The organism is Legionella sp. W10-070, from assembly GCF_900640175.1.
Classification (GTDB): Bacteria; Pseudomonadota; Gammaproteobacteria; order Legionellales; family Legionellaceae; genus Tatlockia.
The window spans coordinates 1-17587 of sequence record NZ_CAAAJC010000019.1 but is presented as its reverse complement, the minus strand read 5'-3'; the positions used below and the strand labels follow the sequence as shown (position 1 = coordinate 17587).

Sequence of the window (17587 nt, the reverse complement as noted above, 5' to 3'; positions counted from 1 at the left end):
ACCGAGTCTATCCTGATAACTGATTGTCAAAACGATCAAATCCAATGATTATCATCGGCTGTTTATTGATCTTTTTGCTTGCTTCCCTCTTATCACCTGTTGCTGTTCGCGCAGTTCGTGACAACCGCCTAGGCTGGCTATTAGCCCTTGCTCCCTTAACAACCCTTTGTCTTATTTTGTACCAAACTCCAGATATAGCAGATGGTAAAGTGATTCAATTTGCCCTCCCCTGGTTTAAAACCCCGGGAATAAGTTTTTCCTTTCGTCTGGATGGCTTAAGTCAGCTGTTTACTTTGTTGATTAGTGGAATTGGCTTACCCATTGTTATATACAGCAAACCCTACTTTGAAAATAACCCTTACCTGGGGCGATATTATTTTATACTGTTCATCTTCATGTTATCCATGTTTGGAACGGTTTGTGCGGATGATCTGATCACTTTATTTGTTTTTTGGGAAATAACGTCTGTTTGCTCCTTCTTATTAATTGGCTTGAATCACCGCCATCGCACGGCACGGAAAGCGGCTATAGAAGCGCTGTATATTACTACTTTAGGTGGTCTGTGTTTACTGGCTTCCTTTATTTTACTGGCACAAATAACAGACACTCAAAAAATTAGCCAGTTAATCACCAACTACGCTTTAATTTATAACCACCCCTATTTTCCCTGGATATTAATTTTATTTTTTATCGGCGTCTTCACCAAGTCCGCTCAGTTTCCTTTCGATTTCTGGCTTCCAGGCGCAATGAAAGCCCCAACCCCAGTGAGTGCCTATCTGCATTCGGCCACCTTAGTGCAACTAGGTATTTACTTATTAGCACGTTTTCACCCACTGTTTGCCGAATCCCAATTATGGTTTATCAGCTTAACTACTATTGGCGGCATTACAATGCTGATAAGTGCCTTGGCTGCCTTTAGGCAGTTGGATATGAAGTTAACACTGGCCTATACAACAATAACCGCCTTGGGCTCACTTGTTTTTACTCTCGCCAGCGATCATTTCCTAACCACTAAAGCCGCTGTTGCCTTTCTTTTAGTTCATGCCCTGTATAAGGCAAATTTATTTATGGCGGTCGGTGATATCCAGCATCAAACCGGATCACGCCACTTAAAAAAAATCGGTGGTCTGCACCGAGCCATGCCTGTGACCTTTCTTGCTGTTTGTGTTGCAGGGGCATCAATGGCTGGGTTGCCCCCCTTGTTAGGTTTTTATATTAAGGAGCTGGTATACGAAGCAAGTTTAACTGCTCCAATAGCATCCCATATTCTGACTTTCGTCGTTCTCTTTGCCAACATGATGATGGCTGCCATTGCCTATGTGCTGATTCTGGGGCCATTTTGGGGGAAACAACGACCGTTACAAGTGAAAGAAGCAAACTTTAACATGTCGGTTAATGCATTATTGGTAGCTATTATCACTCTGCTTTTAAGTATTTTCCCCGCTTCACTTGATTACTATATTTTAACCCCTGCGACTGAAACCATCCTTGGACGACAAGAAGACGTTGCGCTTCTGCCGGGTGGAGCAGAAATGACCTCTTCTCTGGTACTTAGCTTAATTACTATCAGTGGGGCAGTATTGTTATATATTAACCGACATTGGATACGTGAGTTATTAGATACTTTTAGACAATTGCGAGGAGTTAGTCCGCAACGAATCTTGCAGTCAGCCCTCAAAGGCAGCCTCTGGATTGCCAAACAGTGGACTCTGTTTTGGCAAAGTGGTTATTTGAATCGCTATATTACCCTGACCCTTCTGACGCTTTCTATTCCATTAAGCATTTTGCTAACGGCAGATTTGCCTCTATATCTTGATCCAATTATTAAACCATCTGATTGGCTTCTTTGGGTTCTCTTTCTCTGGCTGGTTCTTCCATCTGTAAGCCTATTGTTTGTTTCGCAATTTCTGTCTGGATTAATTGCCCTGGGTGTTTTTGGCTTAGGGCTTAGTTTTTTCTTTGTCATTCAGGGATCCCCTGATTTGGCAATGACTCAGGCATTAATTGAAACACTGATGGTTATCTTGATTATATTCAGCTTATCTGGTTTACCTCAATGGCCAACCATCCAATCAGAAACGCAATGGCACCGCTTATCAAGAGCAACTATTGCCATCTCTCTTGGGCTATTGATAGCCATAATGGTAGATAAACTATGGCCGCAACCTTTTAACTCAGAAGTCAGTGATTATTTTATTAATCATAGCCTTACTTTAGGGCATGGACGCAATATAGTAAATGTAATACTGGTTAACTTTAGAGCGCTTGACACACTGGGAGAAGCACTTGTCTTGCTGATTGCCGCAATCGGCATTTACTTTTTATTGCAATATCGTTTGGGTAAAGAGCAATGAAATCATTAATCCTGCAAACAATAGCCCGAATTTTACTGGGCTGGATGCTTCTTTTCTCCTTGTGGGTATTATTTCGTGGACATAATGCGCCTGGAGGCGGATTTTTAGGAGGATTAGTTGCCGCATCAGCACTATCGTTGTACTTGCTGGCATATGGGCTAGAAGCCTTATATTCAATCATAAAACTATCATTAACTGTCTGGCTATGTATAGGCTTAATCTTGCTCTTATGTAGTGGTTTATGGGGATTAATAGCTGGCAGCAGGATCTTTCTCAGCAGCGTTTGGTCAGAATGGGCACCTGCGGTGATTAATTCTCCTTTATTATTTGATATTGGTATTTATCTTATCACCTGTTTTTCTGTATTATTTATATTGGTCGCTTTGGAGAAAGCACAATGAGTTTAATGGCAATCATGACAGGAGTTTTGATAGCAATTGCCTTGTATTTGTTAATGAGCAAGCAATTTAGTCGGTGGCTGTATGGCTTAATTCTGGTATCCTCGACGATTAATATTATTATTTTGCTGGCTGGACGGATCTTTTTCTCACAACCCGCATTCATTAACGCTCAACCTGCGGATAAAGTAGGCAATCCTTTGCCGCAAGCAATGGTTCTTACCGCTATTGTTATTTCATTCGCCCTTATTGCCTTTTCATTAATTATCTTACGCACTTTACATAAACGTGGTTACCCCATGTACGACAACCCCCCAGAGGATACTCCTCTCAGAACAAAAAAACGCTATTATGAGTAATCTTGCAAGTGCACCATTACTATGCAGCCTGACAACTGCTTTGATAACATTATTGCTTTTAAATACCGGGCAATTACAACGCAGCATCCATTATATTGGCGCAGTACTGTATCTATCAGTTACTATTTATCTAAATTGGAAAGTACAACAGCATGGGATTTTATTTCTGGATTTGGGAGGCTACCCTGCAGGTTTCGCCATTTCGTTTACAATAGACTACTTTTCCAGCCTGATGTTATTGATTACCGCCTTAACAACATTTGCGGTTTCTATTTACTGTTCATCTGATTCAAGTATTGCTGTGAAGCAAGCATTTTACCCTACCTTTTGGTTTATGATAACCGGTATCACCGGCGCTTTTTCGACAAGTGACTTATTTAACCTATACGTTTGGTTTGAGGTTATGATTATTGCCTCATTTGTTCTCATGACGCTGACCAGAGAAAAAAATTCCTTGCAGGGGGCATTACACTATATTGCCTTAAATTTACTAGCTACTCTAATCATGCTATTGGCAATTGGAATCTTGTATGGCCTTAGCGGTACTTTAAATATAGCCCAATTGGCGATCTGGTCACATTCCTTGACAACAATGAAATTCTTCTTACCTCCCTTTGCTGCATTAATGATTGCTTTTGCAGTGAAATCCGCCTTATTTCCTTACTACTTCTGGTTACCAGCTTCTTACCATTTAACCAGTGTATCGGCAGGCGGCATATTTGCCGGCCTGTTAACTAAAGTAGGGGTTTACACTCTGATACGCTTCACAACCCTGTTTCTCCCTCCTCATTCCCCATTGATGCCTATTTTGCTGGTGCTGTCTTGTCTAACTATGCTTGGCGGTGTTTTTGGGGCGGTCAGTGATTATCATTTAAGGCGTATTTTGTCTTTTCATATCATTTCCCAGGTAGGCTACATGACGCTTGGTCTGGCTATGGGAACAGCATTAGCTTTAACTGCCGCATTATTTTATATCATTCATCATATTATAGTAAAAACCAATCTCTTTCTTATCGCAGGATTATTAACCCGGTACAGCACGCATGTAGACTTACGCCAGATGGGCGGCTTTTTTCAGCAAAAACCAATGCTTGTGATTCTGTTTTTCATCCCTGCCTTCTCTCTCGCCGGTTTACCGCCTTTCTCTGGATTTTGGGCAAAATATCTTTTATTACAAGCAGCCTTTACTTCCGGCTTTTGGCTGAGTGCATTAATCGCTCTTCTGGTAGGTTTCTTCACTTTATTCTCTATGATAAAAATATGGCGTTTTGCAATTTTACAACCGACAACCAACCAAATGAGCCCAATAAACTATCATGATTGCCTTTATCTTTATTCACCCATTATTTTTCTAGGAACACTCACGCTATTAATTGGTTTTTATCCCCAAATTCTCTACGGAGCAGTAGAGCAGGCAGCTCAGGCGTTACTAAACCCTCACTGTTATCTACAGGCACTTTCAGGAGAAGCAATATGCCAGCCATAATTAAATTTCTCCATCGCCTGCTTGTTTTCATGCTTTTTTCTGTGTTCGTTCTTTATGAAATTATAATAGCTAATCTGCGGGTAGCTTATGTTGTGCTGACACCTCGCATGCGTGCAAAGCCTGCCCTGGTTTATTTCCCACTTGATTGTACTAATGATATTCAGATAACGTTGCTTGCCAATGTCATTTCATTGACTCCAGGCACGCTTGCGCTGGAGATTACTGACGATAAAAAAACCATGTTAATGCATGTCATGTTTTTTTCTGATAAGCAACGGCTAATTGATCGATTAAAACGTAAATTTGAACAACCAATTATGGAGATTTGGCCGTGAGTATTTTGTTTTATTTATCCTGTTTGCTCATTACACTGGCCGGCATGTTATGTTTTACCCGAATGGTGCTCGGCCCTGGGTTAGCCGACAGAGTTGTCGCTATTGATTTATTAACAAATATATTAATGGCTGCGATTGCGTTGTTCAGCATATACACCCAACAGGCAATTTATTTGGATATCGTAGTTGCCCTGGCGTTGGTTATGTTTCTAAGCAGCACCTTGTACGCGCATTATATGGACAAACAAATTAATACAGAGGAATAATATGAAGTTCTCATTGAGTGATTGCTTTCTTTTGGTTGGAGCAATTTTTATTTTTATTGCCGCATTAGGCCTTGTCAGAATGCCCGATCTCTTTCTACGTATGCATGCTTCAGCCAAAGCAGGCACATTAGGGGCTGGCCTCTTATTAACTGGCGCTGTGATTTATTTCGCCACCTGGTCAGTAGCTACAGAAATTATCATCGCCATATTATTCCTGATTATGACAGCACCCGTGGCCTTTCACCTTATCGGGCGAGCGGCCTATCGAAAGGGCATCAAACTCCATCCGCTAACCCGAAATGAATCTCAGGACTTTCAGTAGAAATGGGCAAATTTTTCAGAAACTGCTATGTAGTTTAACTATGAGCCATGAGAATAGCCATTTCAGGGTTGCACAAACCAATAAGTTTATCTGTCAATCTTAAAAGGAATTAAATAAAGGGTGGAATTTTTATTGGTATATCCCGCTCTCCCGCTTTTCATATCCAACGTTCCATCCAACCCAAAATCATTGTCTGTCATCACTGCGATATAATTAGAATTAACTATAGAAATACCTTCAATTTTTTTTCCTTTAATTCCAAGAGAAGCAAGATCTAAAATTCCCTTCTTATTAACAGTCACTACACCTGCTTCCCCAAGACTTGAGGGCTCTAAATTTTCCAGCATTGTATGGGAGCTAATCTTTTTATCAGGCAACGAATGAATATTTGTCGAATTTACCAAACTAATCAGGAAAACTTTTTTTGCATCCTTTCCCTGCTCCAGTATGAGGAAATGTTCAGCATCAAGTGTGACCATATCACTTACCCGATCTGTATTGCTTTCCAGCAAATAAACATACTGTCCCGTCGTATTTTTGACCTGAAGATCAAATTCAATAAGACGAACTACTTTACTGTTTTTTTTCAGGCTAACTAAAGGACTTTGCATGATGGCAAACAATTTATCACCTTGAAGTGCCAGGCCTTCAAAACCTCTGTTGAGCTGCCGTTGTCGTAATACTTCAGGAAGCCCTGACCCCGGTTTAAACAACTCCAACAATTGACCTTCAGGAGAAAAATGTGCTATCGATGGTCCATATTCTTCAACCATCCAAAAACTGCCATCAGGAGCTACTTCTATTCCCTCTAAATCCATACCCTGCGGATCAAGTCTTAAATCGTTTCCATAACTATCAACAGGATGCTCATGATTTTCTTCCTGAGGCAATCCTGTCATATTGTGTCCCTCAAAATTCTTCAAGCCAATTTGTTTAATAACCCGTATTGATTTTCTACTGCGATCAACCTCCAGAAAAACCAGGCGTGGATTGAAAGCAGGAAGCAGAAAGGGACGATGTATACGATCCTTTTCATAGATGACTTCCGGATTCGGACCACGATCGGTATGGGTAATGAACAATAGTGCTCCCCTGCTGTTTTCTCCCAGGAACCTAAGCCCTGAGAAACCACCTAACATCAGCTTTTGGCCTGCATGGGTTATCCCTATTTCAGGGGCATCAGTTAATTCATATTTTTCTACAGAGTCCTTATGAGAAGCAGCGACAACTGTATTATTAAGTAAATTAAAAAATAGGAAACAATAGAAGATCACCTTACTTAACTGGTTAAATTTAATTGTTTTTATGCCGTGCAATCCCAACTCTCTCATTGAAATACCCATTTTATATTATGTATTTCCCACTATATCAAAGATCCATAGCCTGGTTTTAGTCTTTGAGATAAAATGCATTATTTTGATTGAATTTGAAATTTCAGGGGATGAAAATGAAACGGATTTTAACTCTATTATTCTTTCTTTGGTTGTCAGAAGCAACTGCAGGGATTTTTACGCCTGCCGAAATTAGCACTTTAAAGCAATATTTCACTGCCAATATTAGCAGCAAAGGAGCGGTTATCGCCTCTCCTTCCCGATATTACCCCGATTATTACTATGACTGGGTTCGCGACGCTGCGATTACCATGGATCTGGTTGAAACCTGGTATGAAAAAAATCACAATCCTCTGGGTAAGGAAAGATTATTTAATTATGTTCATTGGGTTGAAAAAGCCCAACATCAAACGGATACACTTCCCGATCAAGATATCCTGGGTGAACCAAAATTTTACCTTGATGGCCGAGCTTATGACGGCCCCTGGGGAAGACCACAAAATGATGGCCCTGCTCTTCGCGCATTAACATTAATCCGTTTTGCACACACTTTATTGAAAGATAATGAAATCAATTACGTTCAATCGCATCTATATGGCGGGGGCTTAGATCCTATAACTATGGGTGCTATTAAGTTAGACTTGGAATATATAGCACACCATTGGCAGGATAAAAATTATGATCTCTGGGAAGAAGTTTACGGCGAACATTTTTTTACTGAAATGGTTCAAAGAAAAGCACTACTGGAAGGTGCTCTATTGGCGCGGGAATTAAATGAAGCCTCTACAGCAGATTTTTATGAAAATCAGGCCCATTTAATTGCTGAACGATTAAATCAATATATTGATAAGGAAAACAAGATAATTCAGGCAACACTGCCACCACATCCTGGGCCTCAAAAAACACTGGAACTCGATTCAGCAGTCATGTTAGCTGTGCTGTTAGGGCATACTAACGATGAAATTTTTCCACCTGATAATTTCTATGTAAAAAATACGGCCACAGCCCTGAAAAAACAGTTTAAACTTCTCTACCCCATCAATGCCAATCATCAAAATGCCTTATTATTTGGGCGTTATCCGGGTGATACTTATGATGGCTACCGCAATGACGGTTTAGGCAATCCCTGGTTTATCTTAACCGCCACCATGGCAGAATATTACTATTCTCTAGCAGCCAAATTACCGATGACGAAAACCAACCAACCACGCATTAAGAATTACATAGCCCAAGGAGATGATTATTTAAGACTGATTAAGACTTATGCACCTGATTTAACGATGAGTGAACAAATAAACCTTGATACAGGAATTCAACAAGGCGCAATTTCCTTAACCTGGAGTTATGGGGCTACTCTTCGTGCAATCGCATTACGTGAAAAATTAATGCCAAGTTCTGTTTAATTAATGTATGATTGATTTGTTTTTTATTAATAAAGGTTAGAGAGGTAGCTACATGGAGTTGTCAGTAAAACTTACCCAAGCAATAGAAAATCTCGAAAAATTGTCCAATAATAACAACCTGTTGGCTATAGCTAATAGGTTAAAATCTCCAGGCTTCCCAAATGAAATTGAAACCTTAAGAATAGAACTACAGGCTTTACTCCCACAGGAACCAAAAATAAACGAGGAACACCCGTTAGCAAAGGCGGTTTATGATTGTCTGTTGGTCTTGGCAGAACTCAGCCCAATCAACGAAGAAGACATGTTTACTTTTAATGAAATTGACGACAATGACAAAGTGGTTGTGTCAACTGGACATCAATTCTCCATCACTCAACTAATTAAGTATCATAATTTTCGTCCTTATCGTAAGGATTTGGAAATGGAAGAAAGTAAATGGCTGCTAAATCCATTTACAAATTGCAAATTTCATTTTATGGATGTTCACCATATTAAGAAAATTGCCGATCAAAAAAATGTAGTCATTAAGAACTTACATGTTGAAAAGAACTTACACGTTGAAGCACCTCCCCAAGAACCCAAAACTTTTTTCGCCAGGTTTATTGATAAATTCAGCTTTCGGAAGATGAACAGCAGTACATCAAATGCTATTGCTCAAGGAATTACTGAGCTTAATATACGCTAGAAAATACTGTGGTTAGTTGATATTGATTCATAGGCACAGCATAATTTCTTAATAGCTTACTGTGCCTTTTTCCTATAAATTATTCGTACACCAGACCCACTTTCGCATCTGATGGAGAAGAGGGCCATTCTTTATCTTGCTCACGTCCCAAATAGCGCAAAGCGTTACCGCTCATCAAATAATCTTCAATTGCTTCCAGACTCAAGTTTTTAGTTTCTGGCATGTAATAATAAGTATAAATTAATCCTAGAAAACAAATAAAAGCATATAAAGCAAAAGTAAACTCTATACCAAATTTATTATGTAAAATAGGAAAACTAAATATCATTAAGGTATTAAACCCCCAATTACTTACTGAGGATAAGCCCATCCCAACCCCTCGCACGTGTAAAGGAAAAATTTCTGACATCGCTATGTGAGGAACAGGCCCTATGCTGATAGCAAATGAAAATATATAAATTGTCAGACATACAACGGAGAGATAAGCCAGAAAAAAAGCATGGTAGAAAGAAAACATACTCAATGCGGCCAGACTTATACAAGTGCCAGTAAAGCCTATCAATAATAGTTTGCGTCTACCAATCTTATCGACACTGAATATTGCAATAATCGTTACCAGTAAATTGACTAATCCAATTCCCATTGTTGCCAAAATTTGCCCTGTGGTATTTGCAAATCCCAGATTTTTAAAAATTTCCGGAGCAAAATAAATAATCACATTAATACCGCTTAACTGTTGCAGGCAAAATAGCATCATTCCCAGCAATAAAACCGGAAGCAAGGGTTTGCTAAATAAAGCACGCCAATTGCCTTTTTTAGGCTCATTTGCCAGGGTTTTTTGAATTTCCTGTAATTCCTGCTTAATGAGCTTATCCTTACGCAAGCGTTTTAATGCCTTTGCGGCATCTTCTTCTCTGTTTACGCTCATTAACCAGCGAGGGGATTCTGGCAAAAAGAAGATACCAATAACCAACATCATCGCTGGAATAGCGCTTGAAGCAAACATTATCCGCCAAGCTTGATGTTCGATAAGCAAATAATTAACAGAATAGGCACAAACAATCCCTACTGTTATAGCCAACTGATAAATAGCAACCATTGCCCCTCTTAATTGCATGGGGGCGGTTTCTGCCAAATAGAGGGGAGTTGTTACAGCGGCAGTACCAATTGCTATCCCAAGCATAAAGCGCGCTGTGATTAGAATCCATTCTTCTCCTGCGACCGCTGTCCCCAAGGCACCTAAAAGGAAGAGAATACCGGCAAAAAATAAAATAGTCCGTCTGCCAAAGCGCTTACTAAAACGCGAGGCCAATATAGCACCGATAAACATAGAACCAATTAACGCCCCAAACGGCAGGGCGGATGTCATGACACCGATGTCCGTGTGGGTTAAGTGGAAATAATTCCTTACCAAATCCAAAGAACCTGCAATAATCCCTTCATCATATCCAAATAAGAAACCTGTTACTGAGCCAATAATTGCTACTAACCAAGCCATTTTTTTAATCCTTTTTACTTGTAAAACCCGCCTGCTTCAATGCAGCCACACTTGCTTCGGTAATGCGGTGCCAATGTCCCTCTCTCATCGCCTCCCCAGGAACAACCCAAGTCCCCCCTACGCACTGCACATTAGGTAAACTTAAATAGTCGAGAAAATTTTTCTCACTAATGCCACCAGTCGGACAAAAGGTAACCGCCGGGAAAGGGCCATGAATTGCCTTTAGCATCGGGATACCCCCCAGCAATTCAGCAGGAAAAAACTTAAAGTGCTGATAGCCCAAATTAATACCTTCCATTAACTCCGAAATACTGGCAACACCTGGAATCAACGGTACACTTGAGTCTTTTCCTGTTTGCAATAAATCCCGGGTTAACCCAGGACTTATTGCAAATCGCGCACCTGCCTTAATACAGGCTTCCATCTGCTGCGGCGTAGTAACTGTTCCTGCACCGATAATAACCTCTGGCATTTCCTGGGTTAACAGATGAATGGCTTCCAAGGCAACAGGTGTCCTTAAGGTAAGTTCGAGAATTTTAATCCCGCCAGCCAGTAACGCTCTAGCGGTTGGTATTGCAGCTTCAAGATCTTTAATCACGACAACAGGGATTATCGGGCTTAAAGAAAACAACGTCTCAGGTTTTAATAACCAATTATCGAATGCCATAATACTCCTTGGCCACAATTTGTTTTAGATAAACTGCCGCTCCTAATAAGCCAGGTTGCTCAGCAACAATAACCTGTGTGGCAATTTGACGATTAAACACACTTGAGCGGCCCTTTGATTCAAAACGATCTCTAAATTCACTACCCTCCATTAATGGTAATAACCTGGGCACAATGCCTCCGGCAATATATACTCCTCCGAAAGCACCTAAAGTAAGTGCCAAATCACCAGCGAAACTTCCAAGACTTGCAAAAAATTGTGCGACTGCTGCCTGAGCCAACGTAGACTCACCCGTTAGTGCCAGGTTTGCAATCTCGGAGGCCGGGAGTGGATTGACTTGTTGGCGTTGATAAGCTGCAAGTGCCAGGTAAAGGCTTTCCAGGCCGGGACCTGATAGCAAACGTTCCCAGGAAACATGATCATATTGCTCAGCCAAAAAACGCTGAATAAACCATTCTTGTTCTGTTTGCGCAGCCCAGGTCACATGGCCACCCTCTCCTGCCACGGGAATATAACCTTCCGCATAAGGGATAAGGTGAGCGACTCCCAATCCTGTACCAGCACCTAACACCACCCTTGCTTTGGTTGCATCAACAGAACTGCTCCTTCATCTCATGAATTGAAAATTGCCAATGAAAATTGGTCATCCGTACAGTATCACCCGTCACCGGACAGGCAATGGCAATCACAACATACTTGATAGAAGATAACTGCTGAACTTGTTGGTAAAAGGTTAACGCAGCAGATAAAGTTGAGAACCTGGAGCAGGGATAAACAGCCACATTATCAACGCTCAGGTTAGTCAGATTAACCCGGCTAAAGCGAGCGTTAGTTCCTCCAATATCAGCAACGATTGTGTGAAATTCGTTAGTATCATGTTGCTGATTAATCATTTAAGCCAACCTCAGTAAATAAACTGCAAGCCCCTTGCTCTGCCCCAGTCAACTGTAAGCGTAAAGCCGCAAAAAGCTCCCTCCCCATCCCGTAAAAATCAGATATTTTTGCTTTTACCCCTTGACGTTGGGCTAGCTCCTCATCAGATACCAAAACTTGCAGGATTCCTTTTCGACTATCCACCAAAATCAGATCACCGTCTTGAATTTTTGCAATTACACCACCACTCATCGCTTCCGGAGTAACGTGAATAGCAGCAGGGACTCTTCCTGATGCGCCGGACATTCGTCCATCGGTAACTAATGCAACCTTAAAGCCACGATCTTGCAGAACACCAAGCAGGGGGGTTAAACGATGCAACTCTGGCATGCCACAAGCTTTTGGTCCCTGAAAACGCACCACCACCACACAATCTTTTTCTAATTTTCCAGCCTTAAACGCAATATCCAATTCATCCTGGCTGGAAAATACAACTGCCGGCGCCTGAATAACTTCAGTGTCCGGATGTAAAGAAGAGGTTTTAATCACGCTACGTCCAATATTCCCCGACAATACCTGCAACCCACCCTGTTTTTTAAAGGGTGTCTCTGCCGAAGTAAGCACCTCTGGATTTAAGCTTTCAGTTGGGCCATCAATCCAGGTTAGTTGATTGTTCTCTAAAATCGGCTGTTGAGTATAATGTCGCAAGCCAAACCCCACGACTGTATTAACATCCTCATGTAATAACCCGGCGTCTAATAAGGTGCGAATCAGGTAAGCCATTCCTCCTGCTTGTTGGAAATGATTAATATCAGCATGTCCATTTGGGTAAATTTTAGTAACCAGAGGAATAATTTTGGACAACTCAGCAAAATCATCCCAGTTAACAACAAAGCCCGCGGCAGAAGCGACTGCTACCAAATGCATGGTATGATTAGTAGACCCGCCAGTTGCCAACAAACCAATAATACCATTCACTATTGATTTGGCATCGATTAACCGACCTACGGGTAAATAGTTATTATTCAAATGCGTCAGGGAAATAACCTGGCGAGCAGCAGCTTTTGTAAGTTCCTCGCGCAATAAAGTCCCTGGATTTACAAAGGAAGCTCCAGGCAAATGCAACCCCATCATTTCTACCACTAATTGATTGGAGTTGGCTGTCCCATAAAAAGTACAGGTTCCCGGTGCATGATAAGAAGCCGCCTCGACCTCAAGCAGCGCTTCTTTGCCGACCTTCCCTTCAGCATACAACTGTCGAATACGGGCTTTTTCTTTATTGGAAACCCCCGATGGCATAGGGCCTGCCGGTACAAACACAAAGGGAAGATGCCCAAAACTCAATGCAGCAATTAATAATCCGGGTACAATTTTGTCACAAATCCCGAGCATTAAACCGCCATCAAACATATTATGCGACAAGCCAATGGCTGCTGACATGGCAATAATATCGCGGCTTAGAAGACTTAGCTCCATCCCAGGCTGCCCCTGGGTTACGCCATCACACATGGCAGGAACTCCTGCAGCGAATTGCGCAACCCCACCTGCCTGACTCACAGCTTCCTTCAGTAAGGCTGGGTAGGACTCGTAGGGCTGGTGTGCCGATAGCATATCGTTATAGGAGGAAACTATAGCAATGTTAGGCTTACTAAGGCCACGAAGGGCTGTCTTTTCCTGAATCTGGCAAGCAGCAAAACCATGAGCCAAATTTCCGCATTGCAACGCACTACGATGAGGCCCTTGCAAGCGAGCTTTTTCCAGGCGCATCAAATAATTAGCTCGGGTTTTTTCACTGCGGGTAATAATCTGTTCTGTAATTTCTTGTATTACTTTATGCATAAATCACCTCATTGGGGTGCAAACATGACCTGAATTCGGCTATCAGGGTTCTGTAAAAAAGCGCGAATAGGCATCGCCAACTCATCCGTTCCATCCAATGCTTTATTCAAAACAATCAGCTTTCTCTCTCCAACTAGATGTAAAAAGATGGCTCTACTGTTTAATAAACGCATTTTAGTCAATGAAATTCGCTGATAAGGTGCGGTTGCTGGAGTAACCAGTAACACCTCGCTCGTTTCAGTTAATCCTTTGGTAATTTCAGCACTGCAAGGAAATAAAGAAGCGGTATGCCCATCTTCACCCATACCTAAAATCACTACATCAAACCTGGGTAATGTCTTTATTCTGGCTTTTACCTCATTGATGCAGGCAGACACAGAGGTTTCTTCGCTATAAAGGCTGATGAAGTTGGCTTTTGCAGCGTTACCTTGCAGCAAATTCTCTTTGACTAAACGTTCATTACTATCATGTTCAGTCGGGGCTATCCGACGTTCGTCCGTTAAAGTAATTGTCACTTGCTGCCAATCCAAATCAGTCTTAGCCAGTGAGCGGAACAACCCCTGGGGCGTTTTACCTCCAGATACTGCCATATAAGCATGGCCGCGTTGCTTTATTGCTTGTTCTAGAAGCTCAACCAACTGTCGGGCAAAATACTGATCCAGCTGATTAGTATCATCAAAGCGAACTAACTGCATCTTATTCGTCCCAATTTCGACCATTCCGCGCCAATAAAGAAATAGCAGCAACAGGTCCCCAGCTACCTGCCTGATAAAAACTGGGAGGCTCATGATAGCCTTTCCAGGCTTCCAATATGCCATCTACCCATTTCCATGCTTGCTCTACTTCATCACGGCGCACAAATAAATACTGATTTCCTAACATAACCTCTAATAGTAAGCGCTCATAAGCATCAGCAATACGTTGTGATTTAAATGTTTTATCGAAGCTTAAATCAAGTTTTGATTGTTGCAGCTGCATGGTTTCTCCCAAACCGGGAGTTTTATTCATAATTTGAATTTCCACTCCTTCATCAGGTTGTAAGCGGATAATCAATTTGTTCGGTGTTAGATGCCTGTAGCTTTGCGAGAAAATATTATGAGGCTGCGGCTTGAAGCAAATAACAACTTCACTTTGCTTCTTGGGCATACGCTTGCCAGTGCGTAAATAAAAAGGAACGCCTGCCCAACGCCAATTATCTATATCCACCTTAATTGCTACAAAGGTCTCCGTCTTACTATTTGTACGAGCATCTTTTTCCTCCAGATACCCTGGTACAGCTTTGCCATTAATAAAGCCCTGCGTATACTGGCCACGCACTGTATTTTCTTGCACATTAGATACATTAATTGGCCGTAATGCTTTTAATACTTTTAATTTTTCATCACGAATACTATCAGCCTCCAGACTTCTTGGCGGCTCCATGGCAATTAAGGAAAGTATTTGTAACAGGTGGTTTTGTACCATGTCTCGCGTTTGGCCTGCATCATCGTAATACCCCCATCGCCCTTCAACACCAACCTCTTCAGCCACCGTGATCTGCACATGATCAATGGCAGTATTATCCCAGTTTGAAGCAAAAATAGCGTTTGCAAAACGAAGGACTAACAAATTTAGTACTGTTTCTTTACCCAAATAATGGTCAATACGGTAAATTTGCCGTTCATTAAAATACTGCGATACTTGATTATTAATTACAACAGAAGAAGCCAAATCATGGCCTATCGGCTTTTCCATTACCACTCGTGCTGGCTCAGTTGTAAGACCCACCCTTTCCAGACCTTGGCTGATTTGTCCAAATAAAGACGGTGGAGTGGCAAAATAGCTTACCGGAATTCGCAAAGAAGGATCTGTTAGCTGAGCAAGTTTTTCATAATCAGCACCCTTTGTAAGCTCTATTTTTACGTACTGCAGCTTCTGCTGTAGCCGTTGCCAAATTTCTATGTCAATGGGAGCAGTTAAGAACTGTTCTAATTTGGTTTCAACTATTTTTATATAATCCGAGAGTGTTAACTCTTCACGTGCAACACCCGTTATCCGCGTGCTGGCATGCAATAATCCTGACTTTTCCAGTTGATAGAGTGCCGGTAACAACTTACGGCCAGCCAGATCACCAAGAGTACCAAATAAAATTAAATCACAGGGACTATTACCAGGTATTACTAATGTCATGTCGATTCCTTGACGCTTGTATTTTCTTCAAGCAATCTACGAAAGATTATTTAAATCATCGTAATATAAAAGTGCCTTGATTTTACAGTACTCAATATTAGCGTCAACCCACATTGATTACTCCATTCTCTATACTTTGAGAAAAATTCTCTTACGATAGAAAACGGTAAGCACCAAAAGCCATAGTAAAGAATAACCCAACGCATAAAATAATGAAGCGTTCTCCAGAGCACTCCAACCAAATAGGCGATCTGTAACTAATAAGCGCAAATTGCCTGGAACCATTAGCTGAACCTTCAAGAAAAAAATATGAAGGAAGTAAGCTGCCATTGCATTTAAACCCAAAACTTCAAAAGGCTTGCCCCATTTTTTATAACCTTTAACATCCAGCAACCAGTAACAAATTGCAAAAACAATCAACGCCAACCCACCAGTAAATAAAACATAAGAACTGGTCCATAAGCTCTTATTTATTGGGAACCATAGCCCCCAGACCCATCCCGTCACGACACCCAGTATACCCGCTATGAATAATCCCGTTAATTGTCGCCTAGGATTATTGGTTGAAATTAACCATATACCAGTAAAACTGCCCAATAAGGCGGTTGCTATTGCAGGGAGTGTGCTTAATAGCCCCTCGGGATCGAATATTTTTCCATAGAGATGTGGTGAGGAAAAAATCATGCGATCCACGCAGGATGCCCAATTACCTTCTGGCGTTAAATTTCCCGCGCCATAACCAGGGGCAGGGACTACAGTCATTAATAGCCAATAACCAATTAGTAAACTGATAAAAATAACGATTTGGGTTTGAATACGAGTAGTCAAATACAATAATGAAATACAGAAATAACAAATAGCAATACGTTGCAAAACCCCAAAAAACCGGATGGTTGATAAGTCAAAATGATAAGGAAAGAGATTAAGAAATAAGCCGATTAAAAAAATTATAAGGGTACGCTGAACAATTTTAGGTAAATTATTGCTTAGCCCTTGCTGCCTCGATTTTGCCAAGGAAAGGACTGAAGTCACACCAACGATAAAAATAAAAAAGGGGAATACTATATCCGCAAGGGTGCAACCATGCCAAACAGAGTGCGCAAGCCAGGAATAAACTGTTTTATTGCCAGGGCTATTCACCAATATCATTAAAATTATCGTTATTCCACGAAATACATCAAGAGATAAAAATCTGGGAAAACGCTTTCCAGGTAACAACATTCAATGCAAATTATTACTGCAGAAAACATTACTATAACTCAGAAACCAATAAATATCAGCCCCGACAAACATTATTTACTGCAAAATATTTCCATTATGGTTAATTATAGTCCGACAGTATCCGGGCTGGTTGGCAACCGATATTTATAGAAAAATATTAGAGTCTGTTGACATTTCAACTTAAACTGCCCACTTCCCGCGCTTTATGCGCGGGATCCACGCAAACCACACGAAACTAATCATCCTCTTGACAAGGTTTAAGACTAGATTCCGCGCATAAAGCTTCCAATTGGCCCTAAGTTTTTATTGACAAAGCTCTTATAATGCTGTTTAAGAGCTTTTTTATTTTAATGGAGTAAGAAGTGCTTGGTACAGGAACAA

General features: G+C 41.1%; 16 protein-coding genes and 1 pseudogene. 9 read left to right on the top strand and 8 right to left on the bottom strand.

The genetic code is table 11. From position 1 onward, the window contains the following. Window positions 1–23: 23 nt before the first annotated feature. Genes mbhE through mnhG form a run of 7 tightly spaced genes read left to right on the top strand, consistent with a single transcriptional unit; the run spans window position 24 to window position 5520 of the window. Window positions 24–2354, top strand: coding sequence for a hydrogen gas-evolving membrane-bound hydrogenase subunit E (gene mbhE / locus E1O65_RS09055; protein WP_242601571.1), 2331 nt, complete (start codon window positions 24–26; stop codon window positions 2352–2354). Then, entirely contained in the window at window positions 2351–2755 is a 405-nt protein-coding gene (locus E1O65_RS09050) for an MnhB domain-containing protein (RefSeq protein WP_133133286.1), read from the top strand. Before mbhE ends, E1O65_RS09050 begins: the two co-directional genes overlap by 4 nt. After that, a complete protein-coding gene (locus E1O65_RS09045) occupies window positions 2752–3111 on the top strand; it encodes an NADH-quinone oxidoreductase subunit K (protein ID WP_133133285.1) in 360 nt (119 codons plus the stop codon). The genes E1O65_RS09050 and E1O65_RS09045 overlap by 4 nt, the downstream gene beginning before the upstream one ends. After that, the gene (locus E1O65_RS09040; RefSeq protein ID WP_133133284.1) at window positions 3104–4597 is read left to right on the top strand and encodes a proton-conducting transporter membrane subunit; all 1494 of its coding nucleotides are present in this window, start codon (window positions 3104–3106) and stop codon (window positions 4595–4597) included. The genes E1O65_RS09045 and E1O65_RS09040 overlap by 8 nt, the downstream gene beginning before the upstream one ends. Next, a complete protein-coding gene (locus E1O65_RS09035; protein ID WP_133133283.1) occupies window positions 4585–4932 on the top strand; it encodes a Na+/H+ antiporter subunit E in 348 nt (115 codons plus the stop codon). The genes E1O65_RS09040 and E1O65_RS09035 overlap by 13 nt, the downstream gene beginning before the upstream one ends. Continuing rightward, the gene (locus tag E1O65_RS09030; protein ID WP_133133282.1) at window positions 4929–5198 is read left to right on the top strand and encodes a monovalent cation/H+ antiporter complex subunit F; all 270 of its coding nucleotides are present in this window, start codon (window positions 4929–4931) and stop codon (window positions 5196–5198) included. The genes E1O65_RS09035 and E1O65_RS09030 overlap by 4 nt, the downstream gene beginning before the upstream one ends. 1 nt (window position 5199) lies before the next feature. Continuing rightward, a complete protein-coding gene (gene mnhG, locus E1O65_RS09025; RefSeq protein WP_133133281.1) occupies window positions 5200–5520 on the top strand; it encodes a monovalent cation/H(+) antiporter subunit G in 321 nt (106 codons plus the stop codon). 86 nt (window positions 5521–5606) lie between these two features. On the opposite strand, the gene E1O65_RS09020 is transcribed toward mnhG, so the two are convergent. Beyond that, window positions 5607–6851 (bottom strand): esterase-like activity of phytase family protein, encoded by a 1245-nt coding sequence (locus tag E1O65_RS09020; RefSeq protein WP_165474946.1) that lies wholly within the window; start codon window positions 6849–6851, stop codon window positions 5607–5609. Window positions 6852–6967: 116 nt separating this feature from the next. Between E1O65_RS09020 and E1O65_RS09015 the strand changes: the two genes are divergently transcribed. Then, window positions 6968–8254: a glycoside hydrolase family 15 protein gene (locus E1O65_RS09015; protein WP_133133279.1), complete on the top strand. Its 1287-nt coding sequence runs from the start codon at window positions 6968–6970 to the stop codon at window positions 8252–8254. A 52-nt stretch (window positions 8255–8306) separates the two neighbouring features. Next, window positions 8307–8939, top strand: a complete 633-nt coding sequence (locus E1O65_RS09010) for a hypothetical protein (RefSeq protein WP_133133278.1) — start codon at window positions 8307–8309, stop codon at window positions 8937–8939. 79 nt (window positions 8940–9018) lie between these two features. On the opposite strand, the gene E1O65_RS09005 is transcribed toward E1O65_RS09010, so the two are convergent. From E1O65_RS09005 to E1O65_RS08975, 7 genes and pseudogenes are all read right to left on the bottom strand, one after another. Beyond that, a complete protein-coding gene (locus E1O65_RS09005) occupies window positions 9019–10437 on the bottom strand; it encodes a sugar porter family MFS transporter (RefSeq protein ID WP_133133277.1) in 1419 nt (472 codons plus the stop codon). A 4-nt stretch (window positions 10438–10441) separates the two neighbouring features. Continuing rightward, window positions 10442–11104, bottom strand: coding sequence for a bifunctional 4-hydroxy-2-oxoglutarate aldolase/2-dehydro-3-deoxy-phosphogluconate aldolase (locus tag E1O65_RS09000; protein ID WP_133133276.1), 663 nt, complete (start codon window positions 11102–11104; stop codon window positions 10442–10444). Beyond that, window positions 11091–11997 (bottom strand): annotated as a pseudogene (locus tag E1O65_RS08995) (glucokinase). The gene E1O65_RS09000 and the pseudogene E1O65_RS08995 overlap by 14 nt, the downstream one beginning before the upstream one ends. Further along, a complete protein-coding gene (edd, locus tag E1O65_RS08990; protein ID WP_133133275.1) occupies window positions 11990–13816 on the bottom strand; it encodes a phosphogluconate dehydratase in 1827 nt (608 codons plus the stop codon). Before edd ends, E1O65_RS08995 begins: the two are co-directional and overlap by 8 nt. Window positions 13817–13824: 8 nt before the next feature. Beyond that, the gene (pgl, locus tag E1O65_RS08985; RefSeq protein WP_133133274.1) at window positions 13825–14511 is read right to left on the bottom strand and encodes a 6-phosphogluconolactonase; all 687 of its coding nucleotides are present in this window, start codon (window positions 14509–14511) and stop codon (window positions 13825–13827) included. Between the two features lies 1 nt (window position 14512). Beyond that, a complete protein-coding gene (gene zwf, locus E1O65_RS08980) occupies window positions 14513–15985 on the bottom strand; it encodes a glucose-6-phosphate dehydrogenase (RefSeq protein ID WP_133133273.1) in 1473 nt (490 codons plus the stop codon). A 129-nt stretch (window positions 15986–16114) separates the two neighbouring features. After that, on the bottom strand, window positions 16115–17206 hold the full coding sequence (locus tag E1O65_RS08975) for a heparan-alpha-glucosaminide N-acetyltransferase domain-containing protein (protein ID WP_133133272.1): 1092 nt from the start codon (window positions 17204–17206) through the stop codon (window positions 16115–16117). Between the last annotated feature and the right edge of the window lie 381 nt (window positions 17207–17587).